Source organism: Mesorhizobium sp. M0898 (assembly GCF_040319695.1).
Taxonomy (GTDB): Bacteria; Pseudomonadota; Alphaproteobacteria; order Rhizobiales; family Rhizobiaceae; genus Mesorhizobium.
In genome coordinates, this window is record NZ_JAMYOE010000031.1 from 50,001 (window position 1) to 69,565 (window position 19,565).

General features: G+C 61.6%; 17 protein-coding genes, 1 tRNA gene, 2 rRNA genes and 1 pseudogene (1 of these 21 only partly in view). 12 read left to right on the forward strand and 9 right to left on the reverse strand.

From position 1 onward, the window contains the following. The 3 genes from NKH90_RS25510 to NKH90_RS25520 form a co-directional block, all read left to right on the forward strand. Positions 1 to 1,215 (forward strand): 23S ribosomal RNA (locus NKH90_RS25510) (it extends 1,584 nt beyond the left edge of the window). A gap of 96 nt (positions 1,216 to 1,311) precedes the next feature. Beyond that, positions 1,312 to 1,426, forward strand: a 5S ribosomal RNA gene (rrf, locus tag NKH90_RS25515). 130 nt (positions 1,427 to 1,556) lie between these two features. Beyond that, a tRNA-Met gene (locus NKH90_RS25520) sits at positions 1,557 to 1,633 on the forward strand. Between the two features lie 710 nt (positions 1,634 to 2,343). Here NKH90_RS25520 and NKH90_RS25525 read toward each other — a convergent pair. From NKH90_RS25525 to NKH90_RS25550, 6 genes and pseudogenes are all read right to left on the reverse strand, one after another. Beyond that, complete coding sequence (locus NKH90_RS25525; RefSeq protein ID WP_352474855.1) at positions 2,344 to 2,850, reverse strand: L-2-amino-thiazoline-4-carboxylic acid hydrolase; 507 nt, start codon at positions 2,848 to 2,850, stop codon at positions 2,344 to 2,346. Then, the gene (locus NKH90_RS25530) at positions 2,847 to 3,638 is read right to left on the reverse strand and encodes an ATP-binding cassette domain-containing protein (RefSeq protein WP_352474856.1); all 792 of its coding nucleotides are present in this window, start codon (positions 3,636 to 3,638) and stop codon (positions 2,847 to 2,849) included. Before NKH90_RS25530 ends, NKH90_RS25525 begins: the two co-directional genes overlap by 4 nt. Then, positions 3,635 to 4,462: an ABC transporter ATP-binding protein gene (locus tag NKH90_RS25535; RefSeq protein ID WP_352474857.1), complete on the reverse strand. Its 828-nt coding sequence runs from the start codon at positions 4,460 to 4,462 to the stop codon at positions 3,635 to 3,637. The genes NKH90_RS25530 and NKH90_RS25535 overlap by 4 nt, the downstream gene beginning before the upstream one ends. Beyond that, on the reverse strand, positions 4,459 to 5,289 hold the full coding sequence (locus tag NKH90_RS25540) for an ABC transporter permease (protein ID WP_352448411.1): 831 nt from the start codon (positions 5,287 to 5,289) through the stop codon (positions 4,459 to 4,461). The genes NKH90_RS25535 and NKH90_RS25540 overlap by 4 nt, the downstream gene beginning before the upstream one ends. Beyond that, positions 5,286 to 6,272, reverse strand: a complete 987-nt coding sequence (locus NKH90_RS25545; protein WP_352474859.1) for an ABC transporter permease — start codon at positions 6,270 to 6,272, stop codon at positions 5,286 to 5,288. Before NKH90_RS25545 ends, NKH90_RS25540 begins: the two co-directional genes overlap by 4 nt. A gap of 273 nt (positions 6,273 to 6,545) precedes the next feature. Continuing rightward, positions 6,546 to 8,156 (reverse strand): annotated as a pseudogene (locus tag NKH90_RS25550) (ABC transporter substrate-binding protein). A gap of 366 nt (positions 8,157 to 8,522) precedes the next feature. Between NKH90_RS25550 and NKH90_RS25555 the strand changes: the two are divergent. Together NKH90_RS25555 and NKH90_RS25560 are read left to right on the forward strand one after the other, a co-directional pair. Continuing rightward, positions 8,523 to 9,728 carry a M24 family metallopeptidase gene (locus tag NKH90_RS25555; RefSeq protein WP_352474861.1) on the forward strand — a complete coding sequence of 402 codons (1,206 nt, stop codon included), beginning with the start codon at positions 8,523 to 8,525 and terminating at the stop codon, positions 9,726 to 9,728. A gap of 62 nt (positions 9,729 to 9,790) precedes the next feature. Continuing rightward, positions 9,791 to 10,393 carry a hypothetical protein gene (locus tag NKH90_RS25560; protein ID WP_352474862.1) on the forward strand — a complete coding sequence of 201 codons (603 nt, stop codon included), beginning with the start codon at positions 9,791 to 9,793 and terminating at the stop codon, positions 10,391 to 10,393. A gap of 2 nt (positions 10,394 to 10,395) precedes the next feature. Here the strand turns inward: NKH90_RS25560 and NKH90_RS25565 are convergent, their stop codons facing one another. Genes NKH90_RS25565 through NKH90_RS25575 form a run of 3 tightly spaced genes read right to left on the reverse strand, consistent with a single transcriptional unit; the run spans position 10,396 to position 12,886 of the window. Next, positions 10,396 to 10,812: a cupin domain-containing protein gene (locus tag NKH90_RS25565; protein ID WP_352474863.1), complete on the reverse strand. Its 417-nt coding sequence runs from the start codon at positions 10,810 to 10,812 to the stop codon at positions 10,396 to 10,398. 26 nt (positions 10,813 to 10,838) lie between these two features. Next, positions 10,839 to 11,678: a phosphoenolpyruvate hydrolase family protein gene (locus tag NKH90_RS25570; protein WP_352474864.1), complete on the reverse strand. Its 840-nt coding sequence runs from the start codon at positions 11,676 to 11,678 to the stop codon at positions 10,839 to 10,841. 11 nt (positions 11,679 to 11,689) lie between these two features. Beyond that, on the reverse strand, positions 11,690 to 12,886 hold the full coding sequence (locus NKH90_RS25575; protein WP_352474865.1) for a Tm-1-like ATP-binding domain-containing protein: 1,197 nt from the start codon (positions 12,884 to 12,886) through the stop codon (positions 11,690 to 11,692). Between the two features lie 109 nt (positions 12,887 to 12,995). On the opposite strand from NKH90_RS25575, the gene NKH90_RS25580 reads away from it, so the two are divergent. The 7 genes from NKH90_RS25580 to NKH90_RS25610 form a co-directional block, all read left to right on the forward strand. After that, the gene (locus NKH90_RS25580; protein ID WP_502896450.1) at positions 12,996 to 13,691 is read left to right on the forward strand and encodes a TetR/AcrR family transcriptional regulator; all 696 of its coding nucleotides are present in this window, start codon (positions 12,996 to 12,998) and stop codon (positions 13,689 to 13,691) included. A 357-nt stretch (positions 13,692 to 14,048) separates the two neighbouring features. Next, a complete protein-coding gene (locus tag NKH90_RS25585; protein ID WP_352448404.1) occupies positions 14,049 to 15,365 on the forward strand; it encodes an ABC transporter substrate-binding protein in 1,317 nt (438 codons plus the stop codon). Positions 15,366 to 15,439: 74 nt separating this feature from the next. Then, positions 15,440 to 16,345, forward strand: coding sequence for a carbohydrate ABC transporter permease (locus NKH90_RS25590; RefSeq protein WP_254816733.1), 906 nt, complete (start codon positions 15,440 to 15,442; stop codon positions 16,343 to 16,345). Between the two features lies 1 nt (position 16,346). Next, complete coding sequence (locus tag NKH90_RS25595; RefSeq protein ID WP_292661213.1) at positions 16,347 to 17,306, forward strand: carbohydrate ABC transporter permease; 960 nt, start codon at positions 16,347 to 16,349, stop codon at positions 17,304 to 17,306. After that, positions 17,303 to 17,524 (forward strand): hypothetical protein, encoded by a 222-nt coding sequence (locus NKH90_RS25600; RefSeq protein WP_352474866.1) that lies wholly within the window; start codon positions 17,303 to 17,305, stop codon positions 17,522 to 17,524. The genes NKH90_RS25595 and NKH90_RS25600 overlap by 4 nt, the downstream gene beginning before the upstream one ends. Further along, positions 17,521 to 18,624 (forward strand): ABC transporter ATP-binding protein, encoded by a 1,104-nt coding sequence (locus tag NKH90_RS25605; protein ID WP_352474867.1) that lies wholly within the window; start codon positions 17,521 to 17,523, stop codon positions 18,622 to 18,624. Before NKH90_RS25600 ends, NKH90_RS25605 begins: the two co-directional genes overlap by 4 nt. After that, a partial coding sequence (locus tag NKH90_RS25610) for an ABC transporter ATP-binding protein (RefSeq protein WP_352821660.1) occupies positions 18,624 to 19,565 on the forward strand: 942 nt, incomplete at its 3' end. The genes NKH90_RS25605 and NKH90_RS25610, both read left to right, overlap by 1 nt.

Here is a 19,565-nt window from a genome sequence, read left to right on the forward strand (position 1 = left end):
CTTGAGAGAACTATGCTGAAGGAACTCGGCAAATTGCACGCGTAACTTCGGAAGAAGCGTGACCCTTTCATGCGCAAGCATGGGAGGGTGGCACAGACCAGGGGGTAGCGACTGTTTATCAAAAACACAGGGCTCTGCGAAGTCGCAAGACGACGTATAGGGTCTGACGCCTGCCCGGTGCTGGAAGGTTAAGAGGAGGGGTGCAAGCTCTGAATCGAAGCCCCAGTAAACGGCGGCCGTAACTATAACGGTCCTAAGGTAGCGAAATTCCTTGTCGGGTAAGTTCCGACCTGCACGAATGGCGTAACGACTTCCCCGCTGTCTCCAGCATAGACTCAGTGAAATTGAATTCCCCGTGAAGATGCGGGGTTCCTGCGGTTAGACGGAAAGACCCCGTGCACCTTTACTATAGCTTTACATTGGCATTCGTAGTGGCATGTGTAGGATAGGTGGTAGGCTTTGAAACCTGGGCGCCAGCTCAGGTGGAGCCACCCTTGAAATACCACCCTTATCACTATGGATGTCTAACCGCGGCCCGTTATCCGGGTCCGGGACAATGTATGGTGGGTAGTTTGACTGGGGCGGTCGCCTCCTAAAGAGTAACGGAGGCGCGCGATGGTGGGCTCAGAACGGTCGGAAATCGTTCGCTGAGTGCAATGGCATAAGCCTGCCTGACTGCGAGACTGACAAGTCGAGCAGAGACGAAAGTCGGTCATAGTGATCCGGTGGTCCCGCGTGGAAGGGCCATCGCTCAACGGATAAAAGGTACGCCGGGGATAACAGGCTGATGACCCCCAAGAGTCCATATCGACGGGGTTGTTTGGCACCTCGATGTCGACTCATCGCATCCTGGGGCTGGAGCAGGTCCCAAGGGTATGGCTGTTCGCCATTTAAAGCGGTACGTGAGTTGGGTTCAGAACGTCGTGAGACAGTTCGGTCCCTATCTGCCGTGGGTGTAGGAATATTGAAAGGATCTGTCCCTAGTACGAGAGGACCGGGATGGACGGATCTCTGGTGGACCTGTTGTGGCGCCAGCCGCATAGCAGGGTAGCTATATCCGGACGGGATAACCGCTGAAGGCATCTAAGCGGGAAACCCACCTTAAAACGAGTATTCCCTGAGAACCGTGGAAGACGACCACGTTGATAGGCCGGGTGTGGAAGAGCGGCAACGCTTGAAGCTTACCGGTACTAATAGTTCGATCGGCTTGATCGTTCTCATTCCTAATGCCCATTTCTGGTGACAATCCTTGGATTGCGCCGAGATGAATGGCACAGAAAACAGCTTCTCGAGCAACGTGCGTTTTGCCGACCTGGTGGTTATGGCGGAGCGGCTGCACCCGATCCCATTCCGAACTCGGCCGTGAAACGCTCCAGCGCTGATGGTACTTCGTCTCAAGACGCGGGAGAGTAGGTCGCTGCCAGGTCTGCCAAGCGCACGTTGTTTAATCTTCTCCTTACGAACAGGCCCGCCAACGGGATATCGGGCCGCGCAAGCGGCCCTTTCATTTGGCGGAAGCTTGAATCCAGTGAGCCAAGGCTTACTTCTAGGGTTGACGCGGGGTGGAGCAGCCCGGTAGCTCGTCAGGCTCATAACCTGAAGGTCACAGGTTCAAATCCTGTCCCCGCAACCAAATTCGAAAACGGCCCGCCTTGTGCGGGCCGTTTTCGTATGGGCTGAAGTACGGCGACAGGACACTTAGCATTCCGCGGCCAATTTTTCGCGTATGTGCTCCGATCCACCTCTCATACGTGGGGCGAATGGCCGATCGGGATTTACGACGCGCCAAAAAGGCGCGCTGCCGTCTTGACTGATATGCACCAGGTGCCGCCGCACAGTCACTGGGCAGCAGGCGTCTGCTCCGTATTTTGCCGCGAGCTTACGTCGTAACTCTGCAAGGTCCGAAAAGTGGCCAGGTCCTGCAGCCCGGAGTTCGTCAGCGACCATTTTCTCGGTTGGGATCAGCATGCTCTGCGTAAGCGTCTTGCCTTTGCGTCGCGTTTTGACCACCGGCAATTCGCTCATAGTTCACCTCCAGGAACTCCCCTACAGAAGACGAACAAGGATGCCGCAATCCGACAGAATCTCGGATTGATTTGATTGCCGTGGCTCGAGGCCACAACCATGAACCCACAAAGACGTCTCCGGCCGGACACTTAGCAACCCGGACACTTAGCAACGAAGCCGACACAGCGGGACACCGAGGCGGATACTGTCCGCACGAATTCCTTGCAATGCACACATCAAAATCCCCGCTTGCCTTATGGCGCCGGGGTGTTTGGCTCCGTGCTGCCCAACGGAACGGAACTCTACTTCTTCGCCGACATGGCTCGAGCTGCAGCTCTAACCGGCATCGCGGTTGGTCAAGGCGATGTGGCAGCAGCCGGAACCGTGGCCCGCCGTCCAGGTGACGTTGTCGAAGCGCACTCCGGTGGCCTCGAACAGGCCGCGATCGAAGGCGCCGGCGATGCGGCAGAGCGTGGCGAGCTTCTCGTCATCGATGCCGGCTTCGACCCAGGCGTCCTTCAGCGGGCAGCGCCTGACCCTGAAGGCGATGCGGTCCGGGCCGCGTTCGACATCGGTCGGATACATGCGGCCGCCATCCGGGCTGACGGCCAGGAACGCCTCGCCGATCGCCGGTGCGTCGTTGGGGCCGAAATCGGCGAAGGCCGCCGCCGCAACCTCCCTGCCTCGCCGTTCGATGGTGCGGATCATGATCGCCTCAGCCTTTTCCGCGCCAACTTCCGCGGTCAGCTCGTCGAGCAACAGACGATAGAGATCGGCACGGTTGCGGAAGGCGGAATCGAGTTCGCGCGACAGTTTTTCGGCTCGGGCTTCGGCGTCGGTCATGATGCGTCCTGTTCGATCCTTGACAGTCTTGGCGCTGCCGCCACCAGCGCCTTGCCGATCGCGGATTGCGGCGCGTCGATGACGCTGCGGGCATCGCCGCTCTCGGCAATTCGCCCGGCGTCCAGAATGGCCATGCGGTGGGCGATGGCACGGACGACGCCGAGATCGTGCGAAATGAACAGATAGGCGATGCGCTCCTCGCGTTGAAGATCGAGCAGCAGTTGCAGGATCTGCGCGCGAACCGAAACGTCGAGCGCCGACACGGCCTCGTCGAGCACGATCAGCGACGGTTTCGTGGCAATGGCGCGGGCGATTGCAACGCGCTGGCGTTGGCCGCCGGAAATCTCGTGAATGGCGCGGCCGGCGAGACCGGGGCTGAGGCCGACGCGTTCCAGCAGAGCTGCAATTCGGCGCGGGCGCTCGGGGCCGGAGGCAATGTGATGGATGCGCAGAGGGTCGTCGAGCACGCGCGCGACTGTGGCGCGTGGGTTCAAGGCGGCGAGCGGATCCTGAAACACCATCTGAAGACGGGCGCGCCGGCCGCGCAAGGCAGCGCCGTTCAGCGACAGGAAATCGCTGCCTTCAAATTCGATACTGCCGGTATCGAATTCGACGAGCCGGAGCACTAGACGAGCTATCGTCGACTTGCCGCTGCCGGAAGGTCCGGCCAGCGCCAGCGTCTCGCCGGGGTCGATGTGGAAGGAAACGTCGTCGACCGCGGCGATGGTCTTGCCGCCGCGACTGTATCGTTTGGTCAGGCCGGAAACGGCGAGCAGCGGACTGGTCATGTTCGCCGCAACAGCGGCTCGGCGTCGAAGCCGAGATGAGCGTCAAGCAGCACACGAGTGTATGCGTGACGCGGCGCATTGACGATTTGGGCTGTCGAATCGAGCTCGAGCAGCTCGCCATGCCGGAACACCGCTATGCGCTCTGCAAGCTCAGCGGCCAGCGCAATGTCGTGGCTGATGAACAGCAGCGTCATACCGTCCTCGGCCACCAGTCGCCGGATCAGCCCGACAATCTCGGCCTGCACGATGGTGTCCAGCGCACTGGTCGCCTCGTCGGCGACCAGCAGTTTCGGCCCGGCCGCAATCGCTGCGGCGATCGCCACGCGCTGCTTCTGGCCGCCGGAGAGCTGATGTGGAAAGGCACGCAAAGCGACATCGGGGTCGGGCAGACGGACCCGTTCGAGCAGGGTTTTTGCCTTGGCATAGGCGTCTCGCCAACTGAGGCCGAGATGGGTGTAGGCGACTTCCGCGATCTGCTTGCCTATTGGCATCACCGGATCGAGACTTGCGGATGGGTCCTGGAAAATAAAGCCGATGTCACGGCCACCGATTGGAGCATGGTCGCGAAGACCGGCAGGTGCCTTGGCACCAAACATTGGTGGCGGGCGCAGGAGCCAATCGATACGGCCTTCGATCTTGGCAGTGGCCGGCAGCAGCCCGGCAATGGCTAGCGCCAGCGTGCTCTTGCCGGAACCGCTCTCGCCGATGATGGCAAAGCGCTCGCCGGCGGGGATGTCGAGGCTGACATTCTTTAGCGCCGCCACCTCGGCGCCGTCGCGGCGATAGGTCACCGTCAGACTGCGAATCGAAGCAAGCGCCGTCACGACAGGCTCCTCCTCATCGCCGTGGTCTCGACGACGCCTTCGCCGGTGAGATAGACGCCGAGCACGGTCAGCACGAGCGCTACGCCCGGAATGATCGACAGGAAGGGCGCGGTGCGCAGCACGGCGCGGCCTTCGGCGATCATGCCGCCCCAGGTTACGCGGTTGGGGTCGCCAAGGCCGAGGAAGGACAATGCCGCTTCGGTGAGAATCGCCGCGGCGACGATCACCGACGACAAAGCCATTACCGGCGGCAGCGCATTGGGGAGCACCTCGCGAAAGGCGATCTCCAGCGGATGCATGCCGATGACGCGGGCGCCGGCAACAAAATCGCGCTCGCGGATCGACAGCACTTCGGCGCGCGCCACGCGTGCCGGTCCGGTCCAGGCGCCCAGCGCGATCGCAGCGACGATGACGCCGAGCGACGGCCCGACGATGCTGACGAAAGCCAAAGCCAGCAGAAAGGCTGGGACGGTCTGGAAAGCGTCGGTGATGCGCATCAGCATCTCGTCGACAAGACCGCCGGCAAAGCCGGCCAACGTGCCGATCACGGCACCGACGGCAAGGGCGGCGGCGGCTGCTGCCAGCCCGACCGCCAGCGAGGTGCGGGCGCCGTGGAAAAGCTCGGCAAGCACGTTGCGGCCGAGGCGGTCGGTGCCGAGTGGCAACGACCAGTCCTGGAACGGCGGCAGCAACGCCGGCCCGGCAATCGCCTGCGGATCGCCGGGAAAGAACAAAGGTGCGGCAAGCGCGACGGCAAACAGCGCCGCCAGGATGACCGCGCCGGCGATCGCTTCCGGGGTCCGGAGAAAGCGGCGAAGCGGGCTCACGCGCCGGCCTCACTGGCGCCGACGCGCGGATCGAGGAAGGCGTAGGCGATGTCGACGAGAAGGTTGATGATGACGACCAGGACAGCGCTGGTGAGAATAATGCCGAGCAGTAGTGGGGTATCCCGCGCGGCCACCGCTTCCTGCGCCAGCCGGCCGAGGCCGGGGACGGAAAAGACGCTCTCGATGACGACGCTGCCGCCCAGCATTTGCGCCGACTGCAGGCCGAACATGGTGACCAGCGGCAACAGCGCGTTACGGGCGACGTGAGCGAGCACGATGCGACGGCGGGAAAGTCCCCTGGCACGGGCGGCCAGCACAAAGTCCTGCCGCCACACCTCGGCCATGCCGGCGCGCATCATGCGCAGATAGAGCGCGAGATAAATGAAGCCGAGCGCCGAAACCGGCAGGACGAGATGGCGGGCGATGTCGGCGGCGCGATCGAGGCCGCTCTTGGCCGAGGCGATACTCTCGATGCCGCCGATCGGAAACCAGCGCAGGTCGACGGCGAAGACAATGATCAGCACAAGCCCGAGCCAGAAGCCCGGCACGGCATAGAGCGCCAGCGAACCGATGGACAGGAAACGATCGCGGAAGCTGCCGGGACTGGCGCCGACATAGATGCCGAGAGCCGAGCCGAGGCCGAAGGAGAGCGCCGTGGCGCTCCCCATCAACAGCAGCGTGTTGGGCAGGCGCTCGAGGATGACATCGCGGATCGGCCGCGAAAAGCTGACCGATTGGCCGAGATCGAGATGCAGCAGCGCCCAAAGATAATTGGCCAGCCGCGTCAGCTCCGACTGGTCGAGCCCCCAGCGGTGACGCAACAGCTCGATCATGCCGGCGTCGCCACCGGTCGAGACAATGTAGGCATCGACCGCATCGCCGGGAGCGGCTTCGAGCAACAGGAACGTGCCGATGACGACAATCAGCAGCACGAAGATGCTGCCGACGAGACGGCGGCGAAGGAGGATGACGGCGCGGGTCATGGCGCAACGCCGATAGGAGAGCCAAGTCTTCCGTGCCGCGCTTTACGGCGCCCCCCTCTGTCCTGCCGGACATCTCCCCCACAAAGAGGGAGATTGGCAGTTTCGGCGATGCCGGCCGTCTTGCAACGCTGGAGATTGGCGAAAGCGACAATGACAGCCGATCTCCCCCCTCGTGGGGGAGATGTCCGGCAGGACAGAGGGGGGCGCGAAGGAACTCTCATAGCCGAAGCTGAGCACCCACATAGGCGATGTGCAAGTCTTGAGCCGACCTGCCTAAGCCTCCAGCCAAGTGTCCGCCCAGTTCGATACCGCCCAGCGCGGGTTGTTGGCGATGTTGTTGACCGTATCGCGGGCGACGCTGATGAAACTCCATTCGGCGACGTTGATCAGCGGCAGGTCGGCGGCAACTTTTCTCTGGAACTCCTTGTAGAGTTCGGTGCGGGCGGCGGTGTCGAGCGTCTCCGATGCCTTGGCGATCAGGGCGTCGAGATCGGCATTCTTGTAGCCACCCTGGTTGGAGAAGGGCACGCCGTCGGGAATACCGCTCTGCACCAGGATGGTGGTCGAGATCGCCGGATCGCCGCGGAACACCGGCGGCCCGACCGCAAGGTCGAAGGCATGGTCGGTGTAAACCGCCTTGATGTGCGCGGCAGAGTCGTTGTTGACCAGCTGGGCGTCGATGCCAATGACGGCGAGCGCCTGGCGCAGATAGTCGCCGAACTGCTTGGTTTCGTTGAAGTAAGGCGCCGGCAGCAATCTCAATGAAAAGCGCTTGCCGTCATCGCCCCGGCTGTAGCCGGCCTCGTCAAGCAAGGCATTGGCCTTGGCGACGTCGAAAGCGTAGGTCGGCACGTCGGCGGTGTAGAATTGCGGGTCGTTTTTCGGCACCGGGCCAGTGGCGGTGGCGGCATAGCCAAGGAATACCGTCTCGACGACGAAATCCTTGTCGATGGCGTGAGCGATCGCCTGGCGTACTTTCAGGTCGGCCAACTCCTTGCGGCGATGATTGATCTCGACGACGAGCTGGTAGGTCAGCCCTTCATAACCCTTGGTGATCACCTTGAGACCGGGCACTTTGGAGATGCGGTCGAGATCGGCCAGGGGCACGGCGGAGAAGGCGGCGAGCTGGATCTCTTCGGCTTACAGGGCGCTGGCCGCCGACGTGCGGTCCGGCAGCACCTGATAGATGATCTCGTCGAGATAGGGCTCGTCCTTGCCCCAATAGTCGGTGTTCTTCTCCAGCCGGTAATATTCGCCGGGCTTGTGTTCGGCAAATTTGAACGGTCCGGTGCCGACCGGGGCGTTGTTGGCCGGGTTGTCCTCGATCTTTCCGGTCTCGTAGATGTGCTTGGGCACCACGCTGCTCAGCGCCGGCAAGGCGTTGCGGATCAGCTGGAACGGTGTCGGCTTGGCGAATTTGAACACGGCGGTGGTTTCGTCCGGCGTGTCGACGGCCTCCAGATCCTTGAACACGGTGCGGCCGAGATTCTGCAGCGGCTTCCAGACCTGCAGCGCCGAGAAGGCGACATCGGCTGAGGTGAATGGCTTCCCATCATGCCATTTGACGCCCTCGCGCAGTTTGAACGTCAGCGACAGGCCGTCGGCGGCACCTTCCCAGCTGAGCGCCAGCCGCGGATCGAGCCCATCCTTGCCGCCGAAGGAGGCCTCGGCCAAGGTTTCCACGATCTTGCTCGAGATGAAGAAGACGCCGTTCGAGGCGACAATCGCCGGATTGAGATTGCGCGGCTCGGAATCGGCAGCGACAACCAGTCGTCCGCCCTTTCTCGGCGTCTGCGCCGAGCCGATCGTCGGCATGGCGGTGGAGGCCAACAGCAACGCCGAACCGGCCAGCATTGTACGTCTGGAAATGGTGAACTCTGGCATGATCGAACTCCGTCCTCTCCGCGGACCCAGCCGGGTCCGCCGTACCCCTCGGACGCTCGTAAGCATCCTGCAAAGCTGATTATGGGCCTTGTGCGGGGTTTCGCCAAAGACGGAATTGGCGCATCTCTACGTGGCTTTGAAATTTCCGTCCGCTGGACCAGTTGTACAGAAAACGGTTCGACGCGCGGTTCTAGCAGGACCAGGCTGGGGTAAAGTGCAGCAGGTGGAGCAGCTTTTGGGGCTGGTTCGCCCGTTCTGGCTGGACCAGATCGGGCAAAATGATGCAGATTTAAGCATAGCCGAGGTTCAGAGCCGGAAAAGCCGGTGCCGGCGAGCGGCCGGCTAAGGGATTTCAGGGAGAGAGACATGAACATTGCCCCAGGCAAGAATGCCGTCGGCAGCGTGCCGTTCGACCAGGCCAGGGTGGACGGGCTGATGGAGGAGGCCGGCATCGACGTGCTGCTCGCCACCTCCAAGCACAACACGCAATATCTGCTTGGCGGCTACAAGTTCATCTTCTTCGCCGCCATGGATGCAATCGGCCACAGCCGTTATCTGCCTTTCGTCGTCTATGAGAAAGGTGGGCCGGAGCATGCCGCCTACATCGGCAACCGCATGGAAGGCGGCGAGCACCAGAATCATCCATTCTGGACGCCGACACTGCATGCCGCCTGCTGGGGTACGCTCGATGCCGCCAATCTGGCGGTCGAGCATTTGCGAAAGATCACCAAGGGCAATGCCCACATCGGCATCGAGCCCGCCTTCCTGCCGTCCGACGCCTATATGCTGATCCGCAACGCGCTGCCGGATGCCAAGCTGATCGATGCGACTGATATGCTGGAGCGCATGCGGGCAATCAAAACCGAGGCGGAGCTGGAAAAGCTGCGCATCGCTTCGGAGCTGATCACCGATTCCATGCTGGCGACCATCGGCTGGGCACGCGAAGGCACGACAAAGAGCGAGATCATCGAACATCTCAGGCGCGAGGAGACCAATCGCGGCGCGCATTTCGAATATTGCCTGTTGACGCTAGGCTCCAGCCACAACCGCGCAGCCTCGCCGCAGGCGTGGAAACGGGGCGAAGTGATGTCGATCGATTCCGGCGGCAACTACCACGGCTATATCGGCGATCTTTGCCGCATGGGCGTGCTGGGCGACCCTGACGCCGAACTCGAGGATCTGCTGGCCGAGATCGAGACAGTGCAGCAGGCGGCCTTCTCCAAGGTCAAGGCGGGCACGCTGGGCGGTGACATGATTTCTCATGCCGAAGGCGTTCTGAAGAAATCCAAGGTTGCGGCCTATACTGATTTTTTCGCGCATGGCATGGGGCTGATCACGCATGAAGCGCCGTTCCTGATGACCAACCATCCGGTGACATATGAAGGCACCTATGCCGCAAAGCCGCTGGAGAAGAACATGGTGCTTTCGGTCGAGACGACCATGCTCCACCCGACGCGCGGCTTCATCAAGCTGGAGGACACGGTGGCGGTGACCGATGCCGGCTACGTCATGTTCGGCGATCGGGGCCGGGGCTGGAACAGAGGCGGGGGCGGCTTAGGCGCTGGTACCTAGCCCGTTCTTGAGATTACCTCGTTCGAGCAAACAATTGGTCACACTAGCGAGCATTTGCCGATATGGAACGCGAACTGCCCAAGCAGGTCTTTATCGACGGGTGCGAGCAGATCTCCATGGAGTTCGAACCGATTGGGTTCCGCTTTGCGAAAACCGGTCCTCATGCGAGTCGTCGGGCCGGCGACTGGGCATTCAAAATCTCCTTTCAATCAAACTATCTGAACGTCGGCGGCGAGTACGTCGAACTCGTCGTGCATGCGTCGGTCTACAGCAAGGCAATAAAGGAGTGGGACGAGCGGACATGGAACATCGCAAACCCGCATACCCGCCAGGCTGAAATCGCGAACATCGTTGCCAACATCCAAACGACTGTCCTGCCGCTCTTCGAACGTTTCGACGTTCCGCGCAAACTAGCCGAACAGGTCGCATGTTCTGAAGTTCCGGGCTTCATGTTCCCTGAAAATGCTGTTCGATTTGTACTCTGGCAGCTTGGTCCGGAGGCAGCGGAAAACTGTTTGTCCTACTGGGTGGCGCGCTTACCTTCGCCGGATGCTTTCCGATCAGAGCGCGATGTCCCCACTTTGCCGGATAGGCTCGCTCTGGGAAGCGATACTAACAACCTAGCAAGGGTCGCTCGTGCGATGAAGATTGGCCTCAGCCTGTGACATTATCTGCCCGGCGGGATCAACCTGAAATCCGGCAACTCCCGCAATGCCAGTTCCGGCCCTGCCGGCGAATAGACGACGAAAAGCTGCATGCCCGCATCGCCGGTATTGAGCGTCGAGTGGAAGCGGCTTTCCGGCACATAGATGGTGCAGCCGGGGCCGACTTTCTCGACGACCGGGTTGCCTTTCTCGTCTTCGACCATCTGCTCGCCATTGCCTGAGATGACAAAGATGATCTCCTCCGCACCCGGATGGTTATGACGCGTATGGCCTTTGCCTGACGGTAGGTCGACGACACCACCGGAAAATCGCTTTGCGCCGTTCACTTCGGGAGCGACCGTCAGCGACAGCCTGCCCCAGTCGAAGCCGAAGGCGCTGACGTCTTTTGGATATACGAATACCTTGCTGTTCTCCGTCATCGTTCCACCCTTCTGTTTGCTGGTCTCTACGCAGCGCCGAACGTGACCGCCTTGAAATCCGCCGTCTGCCTGGCGATTGAGGCTTCCGCCGGCAGCCGCTCCATCGAACTGGCGCCATAGAACCCGTGCAGGCCCTTGCAGCGCTCGAGAACATATCTGGCGTCGTCCGGCATCGAGATCGGCCCGCCATGGCAAAGCAGGATCATATCCTCGCGCACTGAGCGTGCCGCTTTGGCGATGGCGTCGATCTCGCTCACACAGTCGTCCAGCGATTTAGCCGATGTCGCGCCAATCGAGCCGCCGGTGGTCACCCCCATATGGGCGACGACGATGTCGGCGCCAGCTGTTGTCATGGCGCGCGCCTCGTCTGCGTTGAAGACATAGGGCGTGGTCAACAGGTCGAGTTTGTGAGCCTCGGCGATCATGTCGACCTCGAGCCCGAAGCCCATGCCGGTTTCTTCAAAACTCTGCCGCATCTGGCCGTCGAACAGGCCGATAGTCGGAAAGTTCTGCACACCGGAAAAACCCATCGTCTTCAACTCGGCCAAAAGCAGCGGCATGATGACGAAGGGATCGGTGCCGTTGACGCCGGCCAGCACCGGCGTCTTCTTCACTACCGGCAGCACTTCGTAGGCCATTTCCTTGACGATCTCGTTGGCGTTACCATAGGCGAGCAGGCCGGCGGCCGAGCCGCGCCCGGCCATGCGGTAGCGGCCCGAATTGTAGATGATGATCAGGTCGATGCCGCCGGCTTCCTCTGCCTTGGCCGACAGGCCGGTGCCGGCACCGCCGCCGACGATCGGCACGCCGTCCGCGATCATCTTGCGGAATTTCTCCAGGATTTTCTTGCGCGGTATGGCGGCCATGTCTTGGTGTCTCACTGTCTGGCGATGTCGAGGAAGGCCGTTGTGGCAGCCCAGGCGAATTCGGGGTCGTTGATATGAAGCGGCAAACGCAGCACGCGCCGCGTTTTGGCGGGTTTGATGGTACGCTCGATCGCCTCGAACAAAGCGGCATCGGCTTCAGGGTCGAAGAAGGCGCCGCCTTCAATGTCGAGCGCCGACACGCCTTTCTCCGGAATGAGGAAACGAACCGGACCCTGGCAGAGGCTCAGCCTTGCACCGATCCATTCGCCGATCGTTCTGCTTTCGTCGGCAGTGGTGCGCATCAGTGTGACGTTTGGATTGTGCTCATAGAACAGCCGGCCGCGATAGCGTTCCGGAATTGTCGGCGGCGCCCAGAAATTGACCATGTCGAGCGCGCCGACCGAGCCGACATAAGGCAGCCCGGTGCGGGCGATGGCGCCAAAGCGATCCTCGGTCGCCGGCAGCACGCCGCCAAACAGCAAGTCGCAGACTTCGGTCGTTGTGATGTCGATGACGCCGGACAACAGGCCGCTGTCGGCCAATTTTTCCATGGTGCGGCCGCCGGTGCCGGTGGCATGAAAGACCATGCAGTCATAAGTCGAACGAAGCTCATCGGCGATCGCGGTCACGCATGGCGTGGTGACGCCGAACATGGTGAGGCCGAGCGACGGTTTGCCGTCGGGCGGCGGCGCCGGCTTTGTCGCCATGCCTGATATCGCCTGGGCGGCATTGTGCAGCACGACACGCGAAAGCCGGTTGAGGCCGGCCATGTCGGTCACCGACGGCATCATGACGATGTCGGAGACGTCGACGTAAGGCGCGGTGTCACCCGAGGCCAACGTCGAAACCATGATCTTGGGCAGACCGAGCGGCAGCGTGCGCATGCCTGCGGTGATGATCGAAGTGCCGCCACCGCCGCCAATGCCGATAATCCCGGCAATATCGCTGCGCGACTGGACAAACCGGGCAAAGGCGGCAGCCATCGCCGCCACCGCGGTGCCGCGATCGTCGACGCCGAGTACGGCATTGCGACCCTCGGAATGGTGGCTGGCGACCTCGTCTGCCGAAACATCGACCGGCGCGGTCGCGCCGCGTGTTCCGATGTCGACACGGGCAATCGAAGCGCCGGTAGCGGCGACCGCATCGGCCAGAAACGCGAGTTCCTCGCCCTTGGTGTCGGCGGTGCCCACCACATAGATGCGCTTCATCGCGTTTCCCCGGTCTTGGGCGTGTTCGGCGCTGCCGCCCCTTTTTGTCCGGCCGTTCGACGGCGCGAAGGACCATTGCAATTTTTTGAGACACGCGTATCGTATTGACATGAATGTCTCACGTCAACAGGCGGCAATCGACGACGATGCCAGCCAAGGGCCGAACCCCCAGGTAGAGCGCGGGGCCCGCGCGCGCACCAGGCGTCTCATGCTGGAGACGGCGACAAAGCTGATGCAGGCGGGCGCCACGCCCTCCGTCAGCGAGGTGGCGGAGGCAGCGGAGGTCTCGCGCGCCACCGCCTATCGGTATTTTCCGAGCCAGGCGGCGTTGGTGCAGGCGGTGGTCGATGAGGGGCTTGGGCCGATCCTTACGTGGAAATCGAGCTCTGCCGATCCCGAGCGCCGGGTCGCCGAGCTGTTCGAGACCGCCATGCCGCGCATCGAGGTCTTCGAAGCGACGTTCAAGGCGGCGCTGAAACTGTCGCTCGACCAGTGGGCGCAGCGACAGGCAGGCACGCTTGACGGCGAACCTGCCTTCACCCGCGGCCATCGCGTCGATCTCTTGAAAGATGCGATCGCGCCACTCAAAGGCCGGTTGCCGCCGCGCGAATTCAAGCGGCTCGCGCAGGCGCTGTCATTGATCTTCGGTGTTGAGGTGCTGATCGTTTTAAAGGATATATGGGGATTGGATAGCCGCAGTATGATGTCGGTTGCGCAATGGGCGGCCGGCGCTCTTGTGCGCGCGGCTATGACCGAATCGATGATTGAAGGAGATGGGATCGCGCCGATGACCGCCGTGAGATGACGCCAATCTGGTTCGACCAGATTTTCAACCTGGCTATTCATGCTACTAGCGATGCAGTGGCCCAAGTAAGGCATTCATGTATCAAGGAGTAGGAAAATTCAGGGAAAACAGGCAGATATCGCAGAAGCCAACTTGTCTGCGTGTCCGCCACCGTCCAAGAAAGGGCTTGACGTTCCTCTTAAATTGGTAATACCAGATCAGGACAAATAAAGCGGATCAAAGGTGAAGGCTGAGATCCGTTTCGGTCGAGCGAGGAGGCTCACAGACCGAAACGGTGCCGTCACGGGAGGACTACCAGGGCCGGCCTCGATGCCGGTTCTCATGAACGGTAGAATGCGCACAAGGGAGGAAATCATTATGCGCAAGACAATGACCAGCTTGCTTGCTGGTATCGGCCTAGTGCTCGCCTGCGGAACGTCCGTCTACGCGCAGGAAAAGGAACTTACAATCTTCTGGGCGGAATGGGATCCGGCCAATTACCTGCAGGAACTCGGCAACGAGTACGAGAAGGAAACCGGCGTCAAGATCACGGTGGAAACCACACCGTGGCCCGACTTCCAGACCAAGGCCTTCACCGAGTTCAACGCCCATGGCGACGCCTACGATATGGTCGTCGGCGACTCGCAATGGCTTGGTGCTGGCTCGACCGGTGGCCACTATGTCGACCTGACCGACTTCTTCAACAAGCACAAGGTCGGTGAAGTGATGGCACCGGCCACGGTGAAATACTATGCCGAATATCCGGGCGGCAGCAGCAAGTACTGGGCCATTCCGCTCGAAGGCGACGCCGTCGGCTGGTCCTATCGCAAGGACTGGTTCGAAGACCCCAAGGAAAAGGAAGCCTTCAAGGCCAAGTATGGCTACGATCTCGACGTGCCGAAGGATTTCAAGGCGCTACGCGACATCGCCGAATTCTTCTACCGGCCGGACCAGAAAAAATACGGCATCGCCATCTACACCGACAATTCTTATGACGCGATGGCGATGGGCTTCGAAAACGCGCTGTTCTCCTTTGGCGGCGAGCTGGGTGACTATAAGACCTACAAGGTCGATGGCTTCATCAACTCCGACAAGGCGATCGCGGCGCTCGACGCCTACAAGGAACTCTACAAGTTCACGCCTCCGGGCTGGGCCAAGTCGTTCTTCGTCGAGGACAACCAGGCGATCACTGAAAACCTGGCCGCGATGAGCATGAACTACTTCGCGTTCTTCCCCTCGTTGATCAACGAGGCGTCGAACCCGAACGCCAAGAACACCGGCTTCTTCGCCAATCCAGCCGGACCTGGCGGCGACCAGTTCGCCGCACTCGGCGGTCAGGGCATCTCCATCGTTTCCTACTCGCAGAAGCAGGAAGAGGCGACGAAGTTCCTGGAATGGTTCATCAAGGACGAGACCCAGAAGAAATGGGCAGCGCTTGGCGGCTACACCTGCAGTGCCGCCGTGCTCAAGTCGCCCGAATTCCAGAACGCCACGCCCTACAACAAGGCGTTCTACGAGACCATGTTCAAGGTCAAGGACTTCTGGGCGGTTCCGGAATATGCGGAACTGCTGCAGCAGCTCAACCAGCGCATCTATCCTTACATGATCGGCGGCGAAGGCACCGCCAAGGAGACGCTGGACGCACTGGCAGCCGACTGGAACGCGACCTTCAAGAAATACGGCCGCGGCCAATAAGCATGAAGTTTCACGGAGGGGGCGTTCGTGCCTCCTCCGTTTCTTTTTCTGATTCTTGAACCGGGAGCAGGGTCTTGGCGACCACGATGATCACCACGCTGGACAGGTCCTCGCGGGCCGCCGCTCGCGGTCTAAGCGACATTTCGATCCGCAATCTCTTCATCATCCCGACGATCCTGTTTCTGATCGTCTTCAACATCTTCCCGCTGATCTATTCGCTGGGCTATTCGTTCACCGATTTCCGCGCCTCGACCAGCGCGGCGGCGAATTTCGTCGGGCTGCAAAACTATCGCGACCTGCTCAGCGATCCCTATGTCTGGTCCAACTTCGCCATCACCGCAAAATACGTCATCATCTCGGTCGCCGGCCAGCTGCTCGTCGGCTTCGGCGTTGCCATGCTGCTCAATCGCGACATTCCGCTCAAGGGCCTGCTGACGACGCTCCTGTTGTTGCCGATGATGCTGTCGATGGCCGTCGTCGGCCTGTTCTGGAAGCTGCTCTACGATCCGTCCTTCGGCATCATCAATTATGCGCTCGGCCTCGGCACCTTCGAATGGCTGTCGAATCCGAAAATGGCGCTCTATGCGGTTGCGCTGACCGACATCTGGATGTGGTCGCCCTTCGTCATGCTGTTGTCGCTGGCCGGCCTGTCGGCCGTGCCCAAGCATCTCTACGAGGCAGCCGCGATCGACAGGGCCGGACCGTTCTACACCTTCTTCCGCATAACGCTGCCGCTGGTTGCGCCGATCCTGATGATCGCGGTCATCTTCCGCACCATGGAGGCGTTCAAGACCTTCGACCTCGCCTACATCCTGACCAGCCAGCCGACGGCCGAGCTGATCTCGATCCGGCTCTACAAGATGGCGTTCCAGGAATGGCAGACCGGGCGTTCCTGCGCGCTCGCCTACATCGTGCTAATCATGGTGCTGGCGATCACCAACATCTATGTCAAATACCTCAACAAGGTGAAGGAGCGCTGAGATGGCCGCAGTCCGCACTTCTTCCGAAATCACCTTCAACCGGGTCGCCATCGTCGCTGTCCTGCTGGTGACGATCATCTTCCTGGCGCCGATCTACTGGATCGCCTCGACGGCGTTCAAGCCGCGCAACCTCGCCACCACCATTCCGCCGACGGTGGTTTTCCAGCCGGAGATATCGCCCTTCGTCAAGTTGTTTACCAAGCGTTCGCAGCTGCGCAGCCCGCCGTCGCCGGAGGAGTACGCGGCTGCGCCGTGGTGGGAGCGCGTCGTCTTCAATGGGGGCGAAAAGATCGTGCGCGACGGCAAGGGCCAGGTGCAGTGGTCGGGCTATCCGAGCCGTTTCATGAACTCACTGATCGTTGCCATAACCTCGACCGTCCTGGCCGTCGGCATGGGCACCTTCACCGCCTATGGGTTCTCGCGCTTCAAGGTAAAAGGCGAGGCGGACCTACTGTTCTTCATCCTGTCGACACGCATGCTGCCGCCGGTGGTCGTCGCCATTCCGATGTTCCTGATGTACCGGGCGGTCGGCCTCAACGATTCCCATATCGGCCTGATCATCCTTTACACCGCCTTCAACCTGTCCTTCTCGGTGTGGCTGATGAAAGGCTTCATGGACGAGATCCCCAAGGAGTATGAGGAGGCGGCCCTCGTCGACGGCTATACGCGCATGGAGGCCTTCTTCAAGATCGTGCTGCCCGAGGCCGCCACCGGCATCGCCGCCACCGCCGTGTTCTGCTTTATCACGGCGTGGAACGAATATGCCTTCGCACTGATCATGACCAGCCGCCGTGCCCAGACAGCACCGCCCTTCATCCCCAGCCAGGTCGGTTCCGGCCTGCCGGACTGGACGGTGATTGCCGCCGGAACCTTCCTGTTCCTGCTGCCGGTCGCGATCTTCACCTTCCTGCTCCGTAATCACCTGTTGCGCGGCATGTCGTTTGGAGCGATCCGCAAATGAGCTTTCGCGAGATCAACCAGAAATATCTCGAACCGGGCAGCCAGGTGCTGATGGTGCTCGGTATCATCGCGCTCTGCCAGCCGTGGAACATGCTGCTGCACAGCTATGGCGTGACCATCATCCTGATCGGCCTGATCGGCTTCAACATCACCTCCAAGATCGCGCCGGAGGAGAAGGCCGGCACCGGGCAAGGGGCAAATCCGGGGGCACAGCATTGACCCAGATCGAGCTTCGAGGCGTCCAGAAATATTTCGGCGCCGTGCAGGTCATAAAGGACCTCAACCTGAAGATCGACGACAACGAGTTCATCGTGCTGCTCGGCCAGTCGGGCTGCGGGAAGACGACGACGCTCAGGGCGATTGCCGGGCTGGAGACGATCGACGGCGGCGACATCCTCATCGACGGCAAGCCGGTCCAGCACCTCAAGGCCGCCGATCGCGATATCGCCATGGTCTTCCAGTCGTTCTCGCTCTATCCGCATATGAGCGTCTATGAGAACATCGCCTTTCCGCTCAGGGCGACGCGCAAGAGCAAGGCCGAGATCGACAGCGAGGTGCGCTCGGTCGCCAAGACGCTGCAGATCAGCGATCTCCTCGCCAAGAAACCGTCGGCGCTGTCGGGCGGCGACATGCAGCGCGTGGCGATCGGCCGAGCCTTGGTGCGGCGGCCGAAGGCGATGCTGATGGACGAGCCGATCGGGGCGCTCGATGCCAAGCTGCGCGAGGAGATGCGGGCCGAGATCAAGCGGCTGCACATCAAGCAGGGCTCGACCAGCATCTACGTCACCCACGACCAGATCGAGGCGATGAGCCTCGCCGACCGCATCGTCATCATGCATGAAGGTGTGCTGCAGCAGGTTGGCTCGCCGGACGAGGTCTATTCGCATCCGGCGAACCTTTTCGTCGCGCAATTTGTAGGCAGCCCGGTGATGAACGTCGCCGACGCTTCGGTGACCGAGAAAGCCTCGTCGGCCTCGGTCACCGTCGGCGATGCGGCCGCCGGTTTCGAATTCCCGCGCGCCTTGCTGTCGAAGCTCAACGGCCATGCCGGCGGCCAACTCGCGCTCGGCATCCGGCCGGAAGGCGTCCTCGTCCGCCGCGAAGCAGCCGAAGGGTTCTTGCCGGTGGAGACGCAGATCGTCGAGCCGCTCGGCTCCTTCGACATCGTCGACCTCAAGGTCGGCTCCAAGATGCTGCGTGCGCGCACCAAGAGCGGCTTCATCGGCGGCCCCGGCGAAAGAGTCTTCGTCAGAATCGATCCCGGCCAGGCGCATTTCTTCGACACGGCGAGCGGCAAATCGCTGGGAGTGAGACTCTGATGGCCCACATCCAGCTCAAGAACATCTCGAAGAAATTCGGCAACCACACCGCCTTGACCGGGCTCGATCTCGACATCGCCGATGGCGAGTTCTTCGTCCTGCTCGGCGAGACCGGCGCCGGCAAGACGACGACGCTGCGCATGATTGCCGGCCTGGAAAAACCGAGCGAAGGTCAGGTCTTGATCGACGGCGTCGATGTCGCCGATTGGGGCGCGGCGGAGCGCGACGTGGCGCTGGTGCTGCAGCAATATTCACTCTACCCGCGCTATACCGTACGCCAAAACCTCGAATTTCCGCTGAAGCCGAAAATCCGCCGGCTGCCCGATGCCGAGATCAAGGATCGCGTCGACCGCGCCGCCAGGACGCTGCGGATCGAGCATCTACTCGACCGCAAGACCGACCGGCTTTCAGGCGGCGAGATGCAGCGCGTCTCGATCGGCCGCGCCATCGTGCGCAAGCCGAGGGTATTCCTGATGGATGAGCCGTTGTCGGCGCTCGACGCCAAATTGCGCGAAGCGCTGCGCACCGAATTGAAGAACCTGCAGATGCAGCTTGGCGCCACCTTCCTGTTCGTGACGCACGATCAGATCGAGGCGATGTCGATGGGTGACAAGGTCGGCGTGCTCAACCATGGCCGCATCGTCCAGACCGGCACGCCGTACGAGATCTACAACAATCCGCGCGACACCTACGTGGCAAGCTTCGTCGGCTCGCCGCCGATGAACCTCATCGACGGCAAGCTTGTCAACGGACGTGCGGTGATGGCACCGCTGAATTTCGAATTGCCGTTTTCGGGGGGTGCCAAGACTTCGGGGGGGCTAAAGACGGGCGCGGGGGCCCCCCGGGGGCCCCCCGGCGGCGGGAATGGCCCGGCAGACCGCGAAGGCGGGGCCCCCCCCCCGGGGGCGGCGCCCGGGCGCGACTGGGCGGACCCAGGGGGG